General features: G+C 30.5%; 18 protein-coding genes, 1 tRNA gene and 1 pseudogene. 19 read left to right on the top strand and 1 reads right to left on the bottom strand.

The window, feature by feature from the left end; all coding sequences use genetic code 11:
* Positions 1 to 33: 33 nt before the first annotated feature.
* Positions 34 to 444, bottom strand: a complete 411-nt coding sequence (locus ACYEKI_RS17110) for a glyoxalase (protein WP_459212425.1) — start codon at positions 442 to 444, stop codon at positions 34 to 36.
* A gap of 182 nt (positions 445 to 626) precedes the next feature.
* Here ACYEKI_RS17110 and ACYEKI_RS17105 point away from each other — a divergent pair, with 182 nt between their 5' ends.
* From ACYEKI_RS17105 to ACYEKI_RS17015, 19 genes and pseudogenes are all read left to right on the top strand, one after another.
* Complete coding sequence (locus tag ACYEKI_RS17105; RefSeq protein ID WP_459212424.1) at positions 627 to 1,520, top strand: DUF72 domain-containing protein; 894 nt, start codon at positions 627 to 629, stop codon at positions 1,518 to 1,520.
* A gap of 74 nt (positions 1,521 to 1,594) precedes the next feature.
* Complete coding sequence (locus tag ACYEKI_RS17100) at positions 1,595 to 2,704, top strand: DEAD/DEAH box helicase (protein WP_459212445.1); 1,110 nt, start codon at positions 1,595 to 1,597, stop codon at positions 2,702 to 2,704.
* An 81-nt stretch (positions 2,705 to 2,785) separates the two neighbouring features.
* Positions 2,786 to 2,860 (top strand) — tRNA-Pro (locus tag ACYEKI_RS17095).
* Positions 2,861 to 3,870: 1,010 nt separating this feature from the next.
* A complete protein-coding gene (locus ACYEKI_RS17090) occupies positions 3,871 to 4,719 on the top strand; it encodes a helix-turn-helix domain-containing protein (protein WP_459212423.1) in 849 nt (282 codons plus the stop codon).
* Between the two features lie 29 nt (positions 4,720 to 4,748).
* On the top strand, positions 4,749 to 5,039 hold the full coding sequence (locus tag ACYEKI_RS17085; RefSeq protein ID WP_459212422.1) for a hypothetical protein: 291 nt from the start codon (positions 4,749 to 4,751) through the stop codon (positions 5,037 to 5,039).
* Positions 5,040 to 5,667: 628 nt separating this feature from the next.
* Positions 5,668 to 5,832, top strand: a pseudogene (locus tag ACYEKI_RS17080) (Fe-Mn family superoxide dismutase); the annotation flags it as partial.
* 25 nt (positions 5,833 to 5,857) lie between these two features.
* Positions 5,858 to 6,331 (top strand): Dps family protein, encoded by a 474-nt coding sequence (locus ACYEKI_RS17075; RefSeq protein WP_459212421.1) that lies wholly within the window; start codon positions 5,858 to 5,860, stop codon positions 6,329 to 6,331.
* A gap of 27 nt (positions 6,332 to 6,358) precedes the next feature.
* A complete protein-coding gene (locus ACYEKI_RS17070; RefSeq protein ID WP_459212420.1) occupies positions 6,359 to 6,778 on the top strand; it encodes a RidA family protein in 420 nt (139 codons plus the stop codon).
* A complete protein-coding gene (locus ACYEKI_RS17065) occupies positions 6,765 to 7,070 on the top strand; it encodes a phosphoribosylpyrophosphate synthetase (RefSeq protein ID WP_459212419.1) in 306 nt (101 codons plus the stop codon). The genes ACYEKI_RS17070 and ACYEKI_RS17065 overlap by 14 nt, the downstream gene beginning before the upstream one ends.
* Before the next feature lie 173 nt (positions 7,071 to 7,243).
* Complete coding sequence (locus ACYEKI_RS17060; RefSeq protein ID WP_459212418.1) at positions 7,244 to 7,873, top strand: MBL fold metallo-hydrolase; 630 nt, start codon at positions 7,244 to 7,246, stop codon at positions 7,871 to 7,873.
* A 146-nt stretch (positions 7,874 to 8,019) separates the two neighbouring features.
* Positions 8,020 to 9,363, top strand: coding sequence for an MATE family efflux transporter (locus tag ACYEKI_RS17055; RefSeq protein ID WP_459212417.1), 1,344 nt, complete (start codon positions 8,020 to 8,022; stop codon positions 9,361 to 9,363).
* Positions 9,363 to 9,596, top strand: a complete 234-nt coding sequence (locus tag ACYEKI_RS17050) for a (4Fe-4S)-binding protein (RefSeq protein WP_459212416.1) — start codon at positions 9,363 to 9,365, stop codon at positions 9,594 to 9,596. The genes ACYEKI_RS17055 and ACYEKI_RS17050 overlap by 1 nt, the downstream gene beginning before the upstream one ends.
* Positions 9,597 to 9,645: 49 nt before the next feature.
* Positions 9,646 to 10,467, top strand: a complete 822-nt coding sequence (locus tag ACYEKI_RS17045) for an NAD(P)H-binding protein (protein ID WP_459212415.1) — start codon at positions 9,646 to 9,648, stop codon at positions 10,465 to 10,467.
* Between the two features lie 461 nt (positions 10,468 to 10,928).
* On the top strand, positions 10,929 to 12,131 hold the full coding sequence (locus ACYEKI_RS17040) for an efflux RND transporter periplasmic adaptor subunit (RefSeq protein WP_459212414.1): 1,203 nt from the start codon (positions 10,929 to 10,931) through the stop codon (positions 12,129 to 12,131).
* Between the two features lie 6 nt (positions 12,132 to 12,137).
* Positions 12,138 to 15,263, top strand: a complete 3,126-nt coding sequence (locus ACYEKI_RS17035; protein WP_459212413.1) for an efflux RND transporter permease subunit — start codon at positions 12,138 to 12,140, stop codon at positions 15,261 to 15,263.
* A complete protein-coding gene (locus tag ACYEKI_RS17030; protein WP_459212412.1) occupies positions 15,256 to 16,656 on the top strand; it encodes an efflux transporter outer membrane subunit in 1,401 nt (466 codons plus the stop codon). Before ACYEKI_RS17035 ends, ACYEKI_RS17030 begins: the two co-directional genes overlap by 8 nt.
* Before the next feature lie 282 nt (positions 16,657 to 16,938).
* Entirely contained in the window at positions 16,939 to 17,838 is a 900-nt protein-coding gene (locus ACYEKI_RS17025; RefSeq protein WP_459212411.1) for a helix-turn-helix domain-containing protein, read from the top strand.
* Positions 17,839 to 18,094: 256 nt separating this feature from the next.
* Positions 18,095 to 18,841, top strand: coding sequence for a DUF481 domain-containing protein (locus tag ACYEKI_RS17020; RefSeq protein WP_459212410.1), 747 nt, complete (start codon positions 18,095 to 18,097; stop codon positions 18,839 to 18,841).
* A 65-nt stretch (positions 18,842 to 18,906) separates the two neighbouring features.
* Complete coding sequence (locus ACYEKI_RS17015; RefSeq protein ID WP_459212409.1) at positions 18,907 to 19,773, top strand: DUF1330 domain-containing protein; 867 nt, start codon at positions 18,907 to 18,909, stop codon at positions 19,771 to 19,773.
* Positions 19,774 to 19,780 lie beyond the last annotated feature (7 nt).

The raw sequence follows: 19,780 nt of genomic DNA, 5'->3' as shown, positions 1-19,780 counted from the left end.
TTAATTCCAGTTTTTTTATGCTTTAAAATTTGGTTATACTGGACAAGTACTTAATTCGAATAATTGTAAACTAGCTTGTAATCGCTGGATAACAATATTCATCATTCTTTTATTAAGAGCAGATGAGTTCTGGATGTAAGTTGCATATTCTTCAACAGTAAATTGTCCGATAATCATTCCTTTCAAACTATTTCTAAATTTCATATCTTTTTGAATAGCATTTTCTATGTAGTTATGCTTTGCTTCAGGAGATAAATCATAGAATAGATTCTTTCTTTTTCGGATGTAATTCTTAAAAACCTCAATGAATAAATCATTTTGGAGTTTAATAATAGGGCGTAAAGTTTCATTTTGGAAACGTTCGTCGTCGCTCATGTTATTATGAATCCTAGCGGATAATATTTGAGGACGCATTTTTAATAAATTACTTCTTCTATCCATCATATCATATAGTGGTTTATTAAAGATACAACTTAAAAAAAGTGCTTTTTAAGACAGTAAAAAAGAGTTGTTAACTTTTTTTAAACAATTGAAATATAGTTTTATAAGTGGTTTTTAAGCTTTTTATAAAGGTTATTTTTATGATATGAGTTTGTAAAGAGCGTATAAATAAGTAAGTTTATAAAATGCAATTTGGTAAAGTACAACATCCCGAACATATTGATTTTACATTCCCTAAAGATCACAGTGGAACAAAAGAAATTCTTAATAAAGCTAAAAAAGAAACTTTTGAAATTCATATAGGTTGTGCAAAATGGAATAAGCAAGATTTAAAAGGATTTTATCCCAGAGGAACTAAGGATGAATTAAAATACTATGCAAATCAGTTTAATGCTATTGAATTAAATGCAACCTTTTATAGAATCTTTGGTGAAGATCAGTTTAAGAAATGGTATGATAAGACACCAGATGATTTTAGATTTTTCCCTAAACTTGTACAGAACATTTCTCACCTAAAACGATTAAATGATGATGTAAGACCTTATGTGGATCAATATTTAACTAATGCCATACATTTAAAAGAGAAATTACATACTATTTTTCTACAAATGCACAGTAATTTTTCTCCTAAATATATGGATAGGGTAGTCAAATTTCTTGAGTATTGGCCTAGAGATATAAAATTAGCAATAGAGTTTAGACATACAGATTGGTTTAATGATCCGATAGTGGCTCAAGAACTTTATCAATTATTAGAAACTTATAATGTAGCCAATATTATAACTGATACAGCAGGAAGAAGAGATTTATTACATATGCGATTAACAAATGGAACTGCTTTTGTGAGATATGTAGGAGCTAATCATTCTACTGATTATACAAGATTAGAGGATTGGTTTGAGCGTATAAAGCAATGGAAAGCACAAGGAATCAATGAAATCAATTTTTTTGTACATCAAAACTTAGAAGTTGAGTCTCCATTGTTATCAAAATATATCATTAAGAAATTGAATAGTGAATTAGGTACTACATTAACTATTCCAGGAGAATCAGGTCAAGCAACTTTGGATTTATTTTAGAAATTTTTAGTATAACATAATGTTTTTGTGCAATCAATTTAATAAAGTATTTTTGCAACTTAATATATTGAATGATGACCTTTACAGAATTAGGAGTATCCAAAGCTTTAAACAAAGGCTTGAAGGATATGGGGATTGTAACGCCAACAAAAATACAAGAACAAGCCATTCCAGTTTTATTAGAAAGTAAAATTGATTTTGTAGGTAAAGCACAAACAGGTACAGGAAAAACTGCAGCATTTGGATTGCCATTATTATCACAAATAGATGCTAATAAAAAAGAAATCCAAGGATTGATTCTAGCTCCTACACGAGAATTAGGACAACAGATAGCAAAACAGTTATTTAAGTTTACAAAATATACAGATAAGATTTTTACTGAAGCCGTATATGGAGGAGAAAAGATAGGAGTACAGATATCAAGACTAAAAAGACCTACACATATAGTTGTAGCAACTCCAGGTAGATTAGTAGAACTTATCGAAAAGAATGCTATAAACATTTCGAAGATTAAGACTGTAATATTAGACGAAGCTGACGAAATGTTGAGTATGGGTTTTAAAAAAGATCTAGATACCATATTGCATGCGACAAAAGGAAAAAGAAATGTATGGTTATTTTCTGCTACAATTCCTAAGTCATTACATGAAATTATAGAAAAATATGTATCAAAAAATGCTGCTAGAATTACGATAGATAAGAATAATACTGTAAACCGTAATATCGAACATCAATTTGTGGTGGGAGAAGAAGCAAATAAGTTGGATACACTTACCTATTTCTTAAAAACAGAAAAAGAGAGTAGAGGAATTATTTTTACTAAGACCAAAGTTGCAGCAAGAACACTGTATAAGCAACTTAAGGCTAAGAATTACGAATTAGGATTGCTAGAAGGTGATATGACTCAAAAAGATAGAGATAAAGTCATGAGAGCCTTTAAAAATAAAACAATACCATTATTGATCTCCACAGATGTTGCTGCAAGAGGAATTGATGTAGCTAATTTGGCTTTTGTTGTACATTATCAATTACCAGATCAATTAGAATATTATACACATAGAAGTGGTAGAACCGCTAGGGCAGGTAATAAAGGACTATCTTTAGCTTTAATAGTAAGACAAGAAATAAGTAAGATAAGAGAAATCGAAAGGGAATTAAAAATAAGATTCCATCAAGTACGATAATTAAAAATAAAAAAGATTTAAAAAAATCTTGTAAGATTGTAAGATTTGTTTATATTTGCACCCGCAAAACAATGATTGCAACGGGGTGTAGCGTAGCCCGGTCATCGCGCCTGCTTTGGGAGCAGGAGGTCGCAGGTTCGAATCCTGCCACCCCGACAAAAATAAAACCTGTAGATCTTATGATTTACAGGTTTTTTTGTTTTTAGACCATCATAAGAATTGATGCTAAAATAGTTTAACTCGAATCAAAAGCAATTGGGGTTGATCTAGCAATTGTTGTATTTTTGCATAAGTGACGAATGATTAGTGATGAGAGATGAGTGGGATTGAATCTAAAATTCAAAAGGTTTTTTGATGTGGAGTTGGTTAGTTATGTAGTTTTTGAGTACTGTAACTTCGACTGTGCTAATGACCAGACAAGCCCTGTGATAAGTAAATCTAAAATCAAAATTTGTTATTCTACATTCGATATTCATTAGCTATCAATTGGCCTATCGAAAGTATAGCGTAAAATTTGCAATGAAAGAAGCGTTAAAAACTTTGGACTGTTTGAGCGCAAGCGAGTTTGTCTTAAGTTTAGCTTCCGAATAATAAATTTAGCTATAGTTTCGTAAGCCTAGACTTTTTTGATTCTTTTTGTGGCAATGGGAAAAAGAATAAGCTTAATAAATCTAAAATGTTTTTTTGAGTGATAAATGAATAATAATAAATTGGTTAGTTTTGAGTGAAATTCGTTACTTCGACTCCGCGATCGAATTAATCTAAAATCAACTATCGTTAATCTTAACTATATATTCGACATTCATTATTATATTTTAATTCACACACAACTTTTGAGACTGATCCCAATTGGGGTTGATCTAGCAATTGTTGTATTTTTTATAAGTGAAGATTAATTAGCAAAGAAGGATATATAATACACAGGAATTGTTAATCTACATTGGCTATTCATAAATATAATTCTCCTCTAACTTTTGAACTAGATTTCATTAAAATATTATTTTTTAATACTAAAACATAATATTTAACCATGATTGCATGATATTGAACCATTTTGCTATGATGTTCAAGATGTATATTTGTATTTTATAATCCGTAGATCTCAATAAATGACCGTTAAGCATTACCATAACATTAACGATTTTCTAAAAGATATCGGTATACCTATGCTAAAGAGTAAGGGATTTTACATAGCAAAATTTGAAGATTATGATTATGATCAAATTATAGGGAATTCAGAAATTACATATGCACATGATTATTTTGAGATCTCTTTTTCTATGGGATACGATGCTAATGTGTCAATTAATGAGAATACAACTAATGCACTGGATTATAATTTATCGTTTGTATCACCAGGTCAAATTGTTACTTGGGAGCTAAATGATGTTCAACCAGAAACAATGAGCTATATAATGCTCTTTAAACCAGAGTTTTTGCCAATAGCAATAGATGTTTTTAATATTTATGAGAATTTTCCATATTTCAATAATAATACTATATCAAGTTTTCAGCTTAACGATAAACAAATAAAAAAATTCGTTAGCCTATTTAAAAAAATTAAAAAGGAATACAATAGTAATTTAGATGGTAATTTCGAAGTTATCAAGGCCTATTTGAGTATTTTCTTGATAAAAGCAAAAAGAGAATTGGAGTTTTCTAAAGGAGTAAGTTATTTAAAATCCAGAAGTCAGGAGATAACCTATAATTTTGAAAATGTCATTAAGAAAACAAAACACAAACATAAACCTATTAAATACTACGCAGAAAAGTTAAATATAAGTACTATTTATTTATCTGAATGCATAAAAAAGACCACTGGTAAAACTGCCAAACAGGTAATTAATGAATATTTAGTATTAGAAGCAAAATCCATGTTGAAACAGTCAACTAACTCAATAGCAGAAATTGGGTTTTTATTAGGATTTGATGACAATTCTAATTTTGTGAAATATTTTAAAAAACAAACAGACCTTACACCAAGACAATACAAGAACTTATCAAACAAGACATAAATTTTAAGAATAGAGAAAACAAAAATATCATGGTGAAAAATCTAATAGTATTCCTTTTTATTGTCATTTTTACAATAGGATGTAGTATAAAGGAAAAACGTCTAGAGTTTTTAATAACAAAAATTGAACAAGAAAAAGATGGACAAATGTTATTTCTTAAAAACGATAAGAATGAAGTTTTTACTACCATAATAAGTATTCCTAACGGTAATTATATAGAAGTTGATCAAGGAAATAAAATTGCTTTAGAAATTATAGAAGTAATAAAAATGAAACCTCCAATAATCATTTCAAAAAATATCCAGTTGCTAGAAGACTAAAACTTCTTTTAAATAAATTATAAATCATTGAGTTCAGTACATATTATTTCAAAAAGGAAATAATAAAGTACTGGACTTTTTTTATGCTTTTTTAATATATAATCTTAATGCATTTATGAACTACAGAATACTTCCTATTTTATCTTCCATACGTCTTACATGATTTTATTTAGCAGTCTTTTTATCAAATTATTAGCTTGACGAAAGCTACAGTTTAGATTATTTTCAAAATAAAAGATGACAATTCATATACTTATTAGTATAAGTACAACTCCATAATTAGTAGGTGGCTATTAAAAACATAGTTTTTAACCATAAAAACAATAAAATCAACTTTTTAAATCTGTCTTGTCACGACTAAATTTGTATGCAGAATAAGAGAACAAAGAGATAAAAATAACATTGAATTAAATAACGATTATAGGAAGAATAATTTCCTGCAAAACAAGAAAAGATAAGAGTCAATAAGATAAAAAAGGAAAGACAGATAAGAATAAATAAGAAGTTATAAATGTAAAGGCATAAAATGTAGAGACCATTACAAAAAAAGAAAAGACAGCTTACCTCATTACGAGCTTTATAATACAAAAAGGCGCGCATCATTAAAAGAATATTTGAAGCTTCTTATCTACTAATGGAAACAGGTATTAAAAGGATACCAATAATAGGAATAGATGTATGGGAACATGCCTATTACCTAAAATATCAAAACCTAAGGCCGGATTACATCAATGCCTTTTTTGAAGTAATCGATTGGGAAAAAGTTTCTCAGAAATATGAAGCTGTATTATAGAAAGATCAAATAAAAAAGAAACACAATGATTACAAAAAATCAAATAGGTCTGGATCCGCAAAAAACCAAAATTTTAGCAGAACGTTTAAACGAACTATTAGCCAATTATCAGGTTTTTTATATGAATACAAGAGGATATCATTGGAACATCAAAGGAGACAATTTTTTCGAATTGCATCTTAAGTTTGAAGAGTTATATAATGACTCCCTAGTAAAAATAGATGAAATAGCAGAAAGAGTACTTACTTTAGGACATACCCCGCTACATACTTTTTCAGATTATATAGGTCATGCAAAAATAGACCAAGATAGAAATGTCACTTTAGGTAAAGAAGCGATCAAGAATATCCTAAAAGCGTATGCCAAACTTCTACCATTAGAGCGTGAGATATTATCAATTTCTGAAGGTTCAGCAGATGAAGGTACCAATGCTTTAATGAGTGATTACATAAGAGAGCAAGAAAAAAGTATCTGGATGTATTCTTCATATCTAGGATAAAGGATTAATAAATTAAAAACAAGCGCAATGCAAGTAATAAGGAAAAACCCAAAAACGCTTTTTGATCCTTCTCCATATGGCTTTTGCCAAACAATAAGTACCCCAACTAATGGGAGATACATTTTTGTTTCTGGTCAATTTGGAGATGAAAATGCAGCACTAGAAATTTCTAATGATTTTAGAACACAAGTAAAAACAACTTTAAAAAACCTGAGTCTTGCACTAGAAGCAAATGAATCTTCTATTGATGATATTATAAAAATTACAGTATTAGTTGTTGATCATTCAAATGAACGCTTAGAGATATTATCAGAAGAACTTTTAAATGCTTGGGGTGAAAAGTATCCAACAAGTACATTGATTCCTGTACCGAGATTAGCATTAGATGGTATGCTTATAGAGATAGATGCAATAGCCTTTAAAAACGAATCCAATGAAAGCATATAATAATTTAGTCGAAGCTCTAGAGGATTTATACGAAAGAGGCTATATACATGACTACAATATAAAGGAAAACACGATTATCTGTAATGCATTAAAACAAGAGTGTGCGATACAAGAATTTACGATTATCGAAATGTATCGCTTCGAAGATATGTCAGATCCAGGAAGTGAGTCAATACTATACGCTCTAGAAACAGAAGATGGAAATAAAGGTACAATACTAGATGCATACGGGATTTATTCGGAAGCACTCTCACCAGAAATGATTGAAAAGTTAAGGTATAAAAAATATTAAACAAGAAAGGGGGGAGATAAGTAAAAGCGATTCCGATAAAATAAATATCGAGTTTGTAGCCCTAATGATATCATTAATATCTATGTAGCAATATTATAGTTCACTTTTGTTATAGTAGAAAAAACAACCACAGACAATCAGAGATACTATATAAAACATTAAAAAACTCAGATATGAAACAGATATATCCAGATTTATGGCAGAGTAAAATATATAGCTCAGGAATGTTAAATACACATGCTTATTTATTAACCCGTCCAGAAGGTAATATATTGTTCTATAACACAGGCAATAGAAAAGATCTGGATAAAATAGCAGAGTTAGGGGGAATTAAATATCAATTATTGACTCATAGAGATGAAGTGGGGGCTTCTCTTAAGAGAATCAAAAATGAATTTTCTCCAATGATGGGAATTGGGAAACTTGAAGCATTGTATGCAAAAAAACATGTAACCACAGATATTGAGTTTGATAATCAGGATACGGAAATAGAAAATGTTAAAGTATTTTTTACTCCAGGACACACAAATGGTAGTATATGCTATTATTATGAATCTCCTTACGGTAAATCATATCTTTTTTCAGGTGATACCATTTTTAAATGGGACGGAAGATGGAGCACATTTGTAATCAAAGGTTTTGGAGGAACGAATCAAGATATGATGACATCTTTACAAAAACTTAGAAAACTAAAACCTGATGTGGTTTTGAGTAGTGGTTTTCTTGGGAATGAACCTTATGGAGAGGTGACTAATAAAGAATGGGTTGAAGTAATTGATAAATTAATAGATCAAAAAAAATAAAAGTAGATGTAATCTTGTCAAATGTAAAAGGTAGGAATGCATGATGCTTTGGAAATTAATCAAGAACAATAGCACATTATTATTGATAACCTCCTTAAGGGATTTCTATAAAAGAAAAACTATTAAAACAAGTTCTCAAAAATTAGATGACAAAAAGTAAAGTAGAAGAGTTCGGTACAAAACCCGTTGGTAAATTAATTATTGAGCAATCAGTACCCGCGGCCATAGGTATTTTGGTGATGTCATTAAACATGTTGGTAGATACCATTTTTGTAGGAAATTGGATTGGTACAACGGCTATAGCAGCTATTACTGTAGTATTACCCATTATTTTTCTTATATCATCTGTAGGAATGGCCATTGGTATAGGAGGATCATCAATGATTTCAAGGGCTTTAGGTTCTGATAATAGGAAAAAAGCATTAGACATTTGCGGGAACCAGATCGCTATGTCGTTTGGTATAAGTATGATTCTTTTGACCCTAGGCTTAATATTTAGAAATGATATTTTATTCATTTTTGGAGCTAAAGGAGGAATAATCCAAACAGCAGAAGGCTATTATACAATTCTAATGTTTGGATCTCCTTTTTTGGCATTAGCCATGACAGGAAATCCCGTGATAAGAGCAGAAGGGAAACCTAAATTTTCGATGGTTGCAATGATATTACCAGCTGTAGCAAACATCATACTAGATACTTTACTTATTTATTACTATGATTTTGGGATGGTAGGAGCAGCATGGGCGACTACCTTATCCTATATAATTTCTTTTGCGTATACCTTTTGGTTTTTTAGATCAAAATATACACGACTACGAGTTAATTTAAAATGTATACAATTACAATTCTCTATTATAAAAGAAATTTCAGCTATAGGAGGAGTTACGCTTGCAAGACAAGGAGTTGTAAGTGCACTTTCCATAGTATTAAATCACACGTTATTCACATATGGAGGAGAATTGTCTATTGCAGTTTACGGTATAATTAGTAGAGTATTATCTTTTGCCTTATTTCCTATTCAAGGAATTACCCAAGGTTTCATGCCTATTGTAGGATATAATTATGGGGCAAATAATTACGAGAGATTACAAGAAACCGTTAAAAAATCTATTCTCTATGGATCAATGATTGCTCTTTTAATATTTATAGTCATCGTGATATTTCCATTAGAAATAGTAATGATATTCACAAACGATACAAATGTTCTAGAAAACACGCCCAATGCGTTAAGGATAATATTTGCAGTTACACCATTGATTGCTGTACAATTAATAGGATCTGCATATTTTCAGTCTATAGGAAAAGTTAAACCAGCTTTATTATTGACACTGACTAAGCAAGGTTTTTTCTTAATTCCCTTGATATTAACCCTTCCTATATATTTTGGACTTATAGGTGTTTGGATAGCTTTTCCTATAGCCGATTTACTTTCTACCCTAGTAACAGGAGTGTATTTGAGAAAAGAACTAAATCACAAAAAAAGAGTGTAATGAAAAAGAAGAATATCACTAAGAATTATAATAAAGGAGATTTAAAGATCCTTTGGGAACCAGTAAAATGTACCCATGCAGCAGAATGTGTAAAACATTTACCTGAAGTATTTAGACCCAATGAACGTCCGTGGATTGCTGTCAAAAATGCGTCGATAGAAGTATTAAAGAAAACTATAGACAAGTGCCCTTCGGGAGCTATTTCATATACAGAAATAAAAGAGGGTGAATAAGAAAGAAATTACTCAAATAAAAACACAACAAAACATAGATATAATAAATATGAAAACATTAATTATTGGAGCTAATGGAAATTTAGGAAAAGAAGTACTAAAACAGTTAAGTAAAACGACATCAGTCAAGGCGGGATATAGAACACCAGAAAAGCATAATATAAAGTATAATGAAGAGATTGTAGCATTTAACTATGATGACCCACAAACTTTTGAAAAAGCCTTAGAAAATGTTGATAAAGTTTTTGTTCAGGCGCCGCCATTAGATGCATTCGCTAGTCAAAGAATGACTCCATTCATTAATACGTTAAAACAAAAAGGAATAAAAAGAGTAGTATTAAACTCAGCATTAGGAGTTAATCATAACGAAGAAGCACCTCTTAGAAAAGTTGAGCGTTCTTTTATAGATAAGGAATTTGATTATACCATAGTCAGACCAAATTTTTTTGTAGAAAACTTTACATCTAGTTTTGTAGCTGATTTAATAAAACATAAAAATGCCATAATAGCCAATGCAGGTGATGGAAAAATAACCTTTATATCGGTAAAAGATATAGCAGGAGTTGTCACAGCAACTATCAATGACGAAAAACACATAGGCAAAGAATACAACTTAACAGGAGGACAAGCCCTATCTCATAAAGAAGTAGCTGATATATTTACAGAAAAACTAGGTAAAAAAATAAACTATATATCCATTACAGCAAATGAAATGAAATCAGGGGCTATGGAAAACGGACTTTTAGAAAGCTCTGCAGATTACCTGGTTATGCTTAATAGTATGGCAAAAAACGGATACATGGAGCACAATACCAATGAGATAGAACAATTGCTAGGGAGATCTCCACTAACATTTGAATCAGTGATTTAAAACTATTCATGAATAAATAACCCTCATTTTTTTAATTGGAATGAAAAGGTTCTCGTAACAAAATACGAGGATCTTTTATTTTTGTACTATTAAGAACACTGTTTTTTTATAAAAAGTAAAACATTTAAGGAGGGAGGAACTTTTAATGTAAACATGATCAATCTTGATATAATACCTCTTCAAAAAATGCTTGGAATGATTCAAGCCAAATCAAGACTAAAAATCCAGCATAATATCAACTTGATCATACAAAAAGGATAAAGAAGAAGTTTTATTTAAATTAAATAAAAGGCTGAAGAGCAGCAAGGATGAACTATTTTTTAGTGACTACGCTCTTAAAAATGCAGGCATAGATTTTTACCATTTTTACAATAGAAACAACCTTTTGAATAGGTCTTAGCGAGAGTAGTTTTGTGTGATATTTCAATTATAGGCAGTAAGCCTTTTAAAACCACAGAATTATGTATAAAACTAATGCCATAAAGTCAAAAGACTTTGCTACAGCAATTGGTATAAAATATTTACCATTACTTATATTAAGTATATCACTTTCATTAAACTCATGTAAAAAAGAAGAAGGAAACCAATGGAATCAAACACCATCTTATCCAGTATTTAAAGTAGACAAAAAAGAATATACAGGATACAATACCTATTCTACTAGATTAGAAGGAATTCAAGATATAGAAATTAGAGCAAAAGTAGGTGGATATATTCAAGAAATATTTGTAGATGAAGGTGCTTATGTAAAAAAAGGACAAATCTTGATCAAATTAGAAGCTAATGATATTAATCAAAGTGCAAATGCAGCAGGAGCCGCAATTAAAACAGCAGAAGCAAATGTGAATACAGCTCAAATTGAGGTGGATAGACTAAGACCTCTTGTAGAAAAAAATATAGTAAGCCCAGTGCAATTAGAAACAGCCAAAGCAAATCTACTATCTGCCCAGGCACAATTAAATCAAGCAAATAGTCTGTATCAAGGAAATGTTGCTAATGTAGCATACACAGCAATAAAAAGTCCAATAGATGGATATATCGGAAAAATAAATTATAGAAAAGGATCTCTAGTAGGGCCAGCAGATATAACTCCATTGACCACAGTTTCTAATACCAAAGAAATATACGCATACTTTTCTGTAAGTGAGCAAGAGCTAATAACATTAACAGAAAAATTCAAAGGAAATAGTTTAGCCCAAAATTTAAAAAATATTCCAGAAGTAAAACTTCAGTTAGCTAATAAAACAGTATATAAATTATCTGGTAAATTAGAAGCCTCTACCGGAAAAATAAACCCTATAACAGGAGCCATTCAATTAAGAGCAAAATTTAACAACCCAAACAGGCAATTATTAAGTGGTAGTAATGGAACTATATTAATTCCTAATATATACACTGATGCCATAGCAGTTCCTGCACTATCAACTTTTGAGATACAAGGAAAAAAAATGGTATATGTATTATCACAAGGAGATACACTCAAAGGGAAAACCATTCAAATAGAAGATAAAGTAGGTAGATATTACATTGTTAAATCTGGTCTTAATATAGGAGATAAAGTATTAGGATTAGGAGTTAGTAAGGTATACCCAAACACGGTTATTGCACCTCAATTAGCCTCAATGGACAGTATTGCAAATTCATTTCAAACCGTATTTAAATAAGACCAGATGTTACAGAAATTTATAGAAAGACCCATATTATCAACAGTGATTGCTATAATGACTGTTATATTGGGAATTATCGGAATAACGGCTATTCCTGTATCGGAATACCCAGAAATAGCACCCCCAACGGTAGAAATTACAGCATCCTTTCCTGGAGCGAATGCACAAACAGTAATAGAGAGTGTCATCACACCTATAGAAGAACAAGTTAATGGTGTAGAAGGTATGAAATATATTACTTCTACAGCTAGTAATGATGGTTCTGCCAAGATAACTATTGTTTTTAATCAAGATATCGATCCAGATATAGCTGCTGTAAACGTGCAAAATCGTGTTTCTAGAGCAAATGCAGTATTGCCAGCTGATGTAATCCGTAACGGAATTAGTACACAAAAAACGCAAAACTCGGCACTGATGTTTGCATCCATAGCATCGAAGTCTGAAGAGTACAATGAAACATACCTTCAAAACTATATCCGATTAAATATTATACCAGAATTACAACGTGTAAATGGAGTAAGTAAAATAGATATATATGGTGGTAAAGATTATGCTATGCGTATCTGGTTAGACCCAATTAAAATGGCGTCATACAATTTAGAACCTTCAGATGTTAGTTTTGCCATTCAAGAACAAAGTACAGAAGCTGCTCCAGGTGCATTGGGACAAAATTCTGGGCAATCATTTGAATATGTTATAAAATATCAAGGTAGATTTAAAGACGTAAAAAGTTATGAAAACATCCTTTTAAGAACAGCAGCAGATGGAACAAATCTATATTTAAAAGATGTAGCAAAAATTGAACTAGATGCGCTATCCTATGCTTCTGCATCAAAATCACAAGGAGATCCCTCCGTTACATTTGGTGTATACCAATTACCAAACACTAATGCCCAGGCTATTAACGATGCATTACTAGAGAAAATCGAAGAGTTGAAAAAAGATTTTCCGGAAGGAATTTACTTCATCATGAACTACAATACCAATAACTTTCTTGAAGCATCTATAAATAAAGTAACTAAAACATTAATAGAAGCATTCATATTAGTATTTATAGTCGTATTTATCTTCTTACAAGACTTAAGGTCAACAATTATTCCAGCCATCGCAGTACCAGTATCGATTATCGGAGCTTTCTTTTTCTTAAACCTTTTTGGATTCTCAATGAATCTATTAACGCTTTTTGCTTTAATTCTAGGGATAGGAATAGTAGTAGATGATGCCATTGTAGTAGTAGAAGCAGTACATGCCAAAATGGAAAAAGGAATAGCTAATGCAGCAGAAGCTTCAAAAAGTGCGATGTCAGAAATAAGTGGAGCAATTATTTCCATAACATTAATTATGGCAGCCGTATTTATACCCATCACATTTATACAAGGACCATCAGGAGTATTCTATAAACAATTTGGGATTACTCTAGTAGTAGCCATATTTATATCTGCTTTAAATGCTTTAACATTATCTCCTGCATTATGTGCTATCTTTTTAAAACCAGTGCATAACGATAAAGAAAAGAAAGGTTTTTTAAACAGATTCTTTATAGCATTCAATACAGCATTTGATGTCGCCAAAGAAAGATATAAAAATGTGTTACAAAACATGGTAAAACATAAATGGACAACTATACTTATACTAGGACTATCATTGGTAGCAATTTGGTACTCAAATGTAAAAACACCACAAGGGTTTGTACCATCAGAAGATAGGGCAGTACTATTTCTTAATATGGAGTTACCACCAGGCGCATCATTAGGAAGAACAATGGCAGCCTTAGATCAATTAAATGAGGCTATTACAGATATTGACGAAATATCAGATTTTAGTTATACCGCAGGATCTAATTTCTTCTCAGGAGCAGCAAGTTCAAATGCACTTGGATTTATAGTTTTAAAAGACTGGAAAGATAGAAAAGAAGAAAACTCAAGTATAGATGATGTATTAGCAAAACTATACGCAAGAGCAGAAGCTGTCAAAGATGCAAATATTCTATTTTTTGCACCACCAAGTGTACCAGGATATGGTAATGCAGATGGGTTCGAATTTAGACTAATAGACAAAAGTGCAGGAACTATTGAAGATTTAAACAATGTTACTCAAGAATTTCTTGGTGGGCTTATAGCAAGGGATGAAATCATGTTTGCCTCAAACTCTTTAAATACAGGATATCCTCAATACGAAATAGAAATGGATGTACCATTGGCAAAAAGAACAGGAGTTAGTGTAATTAGTATATTAAGTGCTATGCAAGGGTATTATGGAGGACTATATGTTACTGACTTTAATAAATTTGGTAAGCCTTATAAAGTATTTTTACAAGCTTCACCAGAATATCGCAAAGATGAAAAAGATCTATCCAAGATTTTTGTAAAAAATAATACAGGGCAAATGACACCAATTAGTGCTTTTGTAAAATTAAAAAGTATTAATGGACCACAAACCTTGAGTCGTTTTAACCTATACAATTCAGTATCTATAAACGGAAATGCTATGACAGGTTACAGTTCTGGAGCAGCAATCAAGGCAATAGACAGTCAAGCTAAATCTTTACCAAAAAATTATGCCATCGAATATAGTGGAATTACCAAAGAAGAAATAAGCAGTGCTGGACAAGCACCATTCATTTTAGCATTAAGTATTTTGTTTGCATATTTCTTCTTAGCAGCACAATACGAAAGCTTTATGCTACCATTCTCGGTATTATTCTCATTACCAATAGGAATAGCAGGTGCTTTCCTTTCAACTTGGGCAGCTGGATTAGAAAACAATATATACTTCCAGATAGCCCTAGTAATGCTTATAGGATTATTAGCAAAAAATGCCATACTTATCGTAGAATTTTCAAAACAACGTCGAGAAGAAGGTTTATCAATAACACAAGCGGCTATAGAAGGAGCAAAAGAACGTTTACGCCCAATTCTTATGACAGCATTTTCATTTATCCTAGGACTTTTACCATTAGTATTTGCAGGAGGTGTTGGAGCAACAGGAAATAGATCTATAGGAACAGGAGCTGCAGGAGGATTACTAATTGGAACTCTAATAGGAGTATTTGTAATACCTGTACTTTATGTAGTATTCCAGTGGTTAGACGAAAAAATTTCAACAAAAAAAGATGTCAAAAATGCGTAGATTAAAAATGTATAGATTAGGAGTACTCATTTCATTATCCGTACTCCTAAATTCCTGTATAGCAACAAAAAGATATACAGAACCAACAATAGAAAATAAATATCTATTTAGATTAGATCGACTAAATAAAAAAGGAGAAAAATTAACAGATTTAGATTGGCAAAACTTTTTTAAAGACAAACTATTAAAAGAATATATAAAAGAAGCTTTAATAAACAATCAAGATAACAATATTACATTAAAAAATATAGAATTGTTTAAAGCTCAATTTAAAAGAAGAAGAGCCGGATACTTACCCACAGTTGATATAAATACTGATGTTCAACGACAACAACAGTCCAAAAATACGCAGTTTGGTAGTTTTGCCAATGGTATCATGACCCAATACACAGCATCGAGTAATCTCACATGGGAATTAGATTTATGGGGAAAAATAACAAGCCAAAAATTAATGGCAAAAGCTCAGTTTGAAAAATCGATAACGGCACAAAAGTTATTGCAAACAGAACTAATAGCAAATGTAGCCAATACCTATTATAGTATATTAGAAGCGGATAAACGAAAGCAAATATTAGCAGAGACTGTACAGATAAGATTAGAAAGTTTTGAAACACTCAAACAATTAAAAACATCAGGATACAGCAACGCCTTAGCAGTAAGTCAAGCAAAAGCACAGTTAGTACAAGCTAGAATATTATTAAATGATACAGAAAATCAAATCTTCACCTTAGAAAATGCTTTGAGTATGCTTATAGGTAAACCTATGAATACTATCAAAAGAAATTCATTAGAAGAACAAAATATACTAACAGAGTTTCAATTAGACTTACCATTAGAAATACTAAGTAACAGACCAGACGTTAAAGAAGCCGAATTAGAATTTAAAAGCTTATTCGAAAACTATAACATAGCAAAAGCATCAATATACCCTAGTGTGAAGCTAACCGCAAATATTGGATTTCAGAGTTTAGAAACCTCGTCATGGTTCAAATCAAACTCTTTCTTCAATACACTAGTAGGAGGAATAACAGCACCAATAATTAATGGAAGACAATTAAGAACACAGAAGGAAGTTTCAAAGATCCAAATGGAGCAAAGCCTACTTAGGTTTCAAAAAAGAGTATTAGAAGCAAGTATAGAAGTAAGTGATGTACTCAATCAGTACAACACACAACGTAATAACCTCAAAGAATTAAAAACGCAAAAACAATTATTAGATAAATCATTTAGCGATTCAAAAGAGTTATTAAAAGCAGGATTAGCAAATTATCTAGAAGTATTAAATGCTCAAGAAAACCTATTAAACACACAGTTGCAGTACAATCAAGTACTCTCACAAAATATGCAAACGACAACAACAATTTATAGAGCTGTAGGTGGTGGTATAAAATAAAAAGAATAAACACTGATCTCTTATATATGTTAAGGGATCAGTATTTTATCTAATAAAATTAGCTCAAAAGAAGAAAGCAATCTTTATGACTTTTCAAAAGAAGAAAACCATATAAAAATTTAGTGTAGACACTTACAAGGATTACGAAAAATAGTTCGACACAATGATTTTAAAAACTATCTAATAAGAAATCTATTTTTTCTAACAACAAATAAACTTTAGCTACATTTTTAAGTTTAATTTTACTTAATTAGCATCAAATTAATTCAACGTGTATTATTAATGGGAATTAAGGAGTTTAAAAATATAAATGATTTTTTTTATGAACTAGGGATACCTTTTTTAAAAAATAAGGATTTCTATATCGCTAAGTTCGAGGATTATGATTTTAAAGTTTCTCCTAAACCTTTTTCGTATAAACATGGGTATTTTGAGATATCTTTCTCAATTGGATACGATGTTCAAGTTTCAATAAACGATAAGACCACTAACGCTTTGGACTTTAATATTTCGTTTGTTTCTCCAGGTCAAATTGTAACATGGGATTTAAAAGATATAAAGAAAGAAACAGCAAGTTATGTATTACTTTTTAAACCAGAGTTTTTACCATTAGCTTCTAATGTTTTTGATATCTATGAAAATTTTTCGTTCTTCAATAATTATACATTATCGAGTTATAAGCTAAATAATTCTCAAATAAAGCTTTTTCGAAAATACTTAGAAGAAATTAATAAAGAATATAAAGAAAAATCTGAAGATAGTTTTGAAATTATAAAATACTATCTAAATATCTTTTTATTAAAAATTAAGAGAGAATTACATTTTAGTCAAAGAGTAAGTTATTTAAAGACTAGAGCGCAAGAGATAACTTATAATTTTGAAAATCTAATAAAACAGACTAAACATAAGCGTAAACCTTTAAAATATTATGCTTATAATCTTAATATCAGTTCTATATATTTATCAGAATGTATTAAAAAAACAACTGGTAAAACGGCAAAACAAATTATTGATGAATATTTAGTGTTAGAAGCAAAATCACTACTTAAACAATCAACAGATTCAATAACAGAAATAGCTTTTTCTTTAGGTTTTGATGATAATTCTAATTTTGTAAAATACTTTAAAAATAAAACGGGTGTTACTCCTAGACAATATAAAGTAAATTCTATAACAGATTAATCTATTATTTGATCGTAATTTTATTCCATACCTAGAAGTTATTATTTCTAGATATAATATTATAGGCTTATATCTTCAAACAGTACTACAACTCAAATAGCTAGTAATAATTTATCATTAATCAATTCCCTTCTCTTTTACTATAGTATAAAGTCAAAAAACCTAATAATTAACCGTTTTTACATGATTATACGTCTGTATCTTATAGTTTTAGCATAGTAGTTTTGCATAAAAATTAAAGATTAAAAAAAGAATTATGCGAAAACTCTTAGGAATAATAGCTATAACTATATGTTGTATATATACAGGATTAGCCCAAGATAATCCAGAAAATAAAGTAAAAGATAGTTTCCAGTTGAATGGAAATGTAAGTATTGTAGGAAGATGGCAAAGAGGAAACTTTAACCAGTTCGCTTTTCAACCTGGAGTTGTTTTAAATGTTTATAATTCAAAGCATTTTGCACAATTAGCCACTCGTTATCATATTATATCAAATGAGGGAACTAGATTTAAAAGTGATTTATGGATCAGTGGTCTATATATGTTGAATTATAAAAAGCCATTCTTTTTTACTGCAAGAGGAAATATTGGTTTTCCAGAATCTTTTAGAATTGATCATATCGCCAAAGTAGGTCCAGGGATAGGAACCAATCTTATAGAAATGGATGTGAGAAAGTTTTTTCAAGTTCATTTGTATGGAAGTTATGTAAGCTATAAATATACTGGATTTGAACAGGACAGATCATTTGCTCCATTAGGACTTATTCGAACTATGTTTCCATTATTTGAAAACAAGATAAATATAACGGGTGAAACTACAGGGTTTATTAGTACAGAAGATACAAATGTTTGGGGAATTGCAGCTGTTATTAAATCAACATTTTCTCTGGCAAAAGGATTTGGTTTTACTGCTTCATATGAAGCAGCCTATAACAATTTTGCGCCATCTATTTACAACAAGTTTGATGGTGAAATGGTTTTTGGGGTACAATACCGCTTTTAATCAGATATATCATAAAACCCTGTGTATAATATCAAAGTTTGTAATAAATACTTAAAAGAATAAACATGAAAAAAATAATAATAATAGTTTTTGTAGCTAGTTCAATACTATCGTGCCGCAAAAAACAAGAAAAAAAAGAAGATAAAATGATAAATGAAACATCGCAGACTACAGAGATCATTCAAGAAGAAGAAAAAGGTGTACCAGCTTATTTAGTAGCTAGTTCATTCATACCAGAAGGACATGCTTCTTTAAAACCATATTATGATACTGCTCATAAGCTTCTTGAAGCTGCTGGTGGAGAAACTATAATTGCAGGACATTCTGGACAAGTAAGACATCATTTTGAAGGAGAATGGAATGAAGGGGCTGCTTTTACGATATTCAAATTTCCTTCTATGGAAGCCTTATTAGGGTTTTGGAATTCTGAAGAATATCAAAAAGTAAAACATTTAAGAACCGATATAGTTCCGCCTAATTTTACTTTTGCAACAAGAGGATTTATAATGGCAGATATGGAAAACTATTTAGATGATACTGATAATATCTCTTCAAAAGAAGAAAATGAATCCGAAGAAGAATCAAATACTAATATAAGATCTGCTTATTTGATAGCTAGTTCATTTATGCCTGAAGGACATCCTGCATTGGATGATTATTATCATGCAGCTCATCCACCATTAGAAGCTGCTGGAGGTGAAACTATTATTGCAGGTAGTTCTAAACAAATTATGCATCATTTAGAGGGGAATTGGAATAAAGATGCGGCATTTACAGTATTTAAATTTCCTACTATGGAAGCTTTGCTAGAGTTTTGGAATTCAGAAGAATATCAAAAAATTAAACATTTGAGAACAGATAGAATAAAGCCAAACTTTACTTTTGCTACAGAAGGAATTTTACCAGTTGATCTTGAAAGATATCAAAAATAGTAGAGAA

This window comes from Aquimarina rhabdastrellae, from assembly GCA_947387485.1.
Lineage (GTDB): Bacteria > Bacteroidota > Bacteroidia > Flavobacteriales > Flavobacteriaceae > Aquimarina.
The sequence above is the reverse complement of the archived record's forward strand: the minus strand, read 5'-3'. Positions and strand labels throughout refer to the sequence as shown.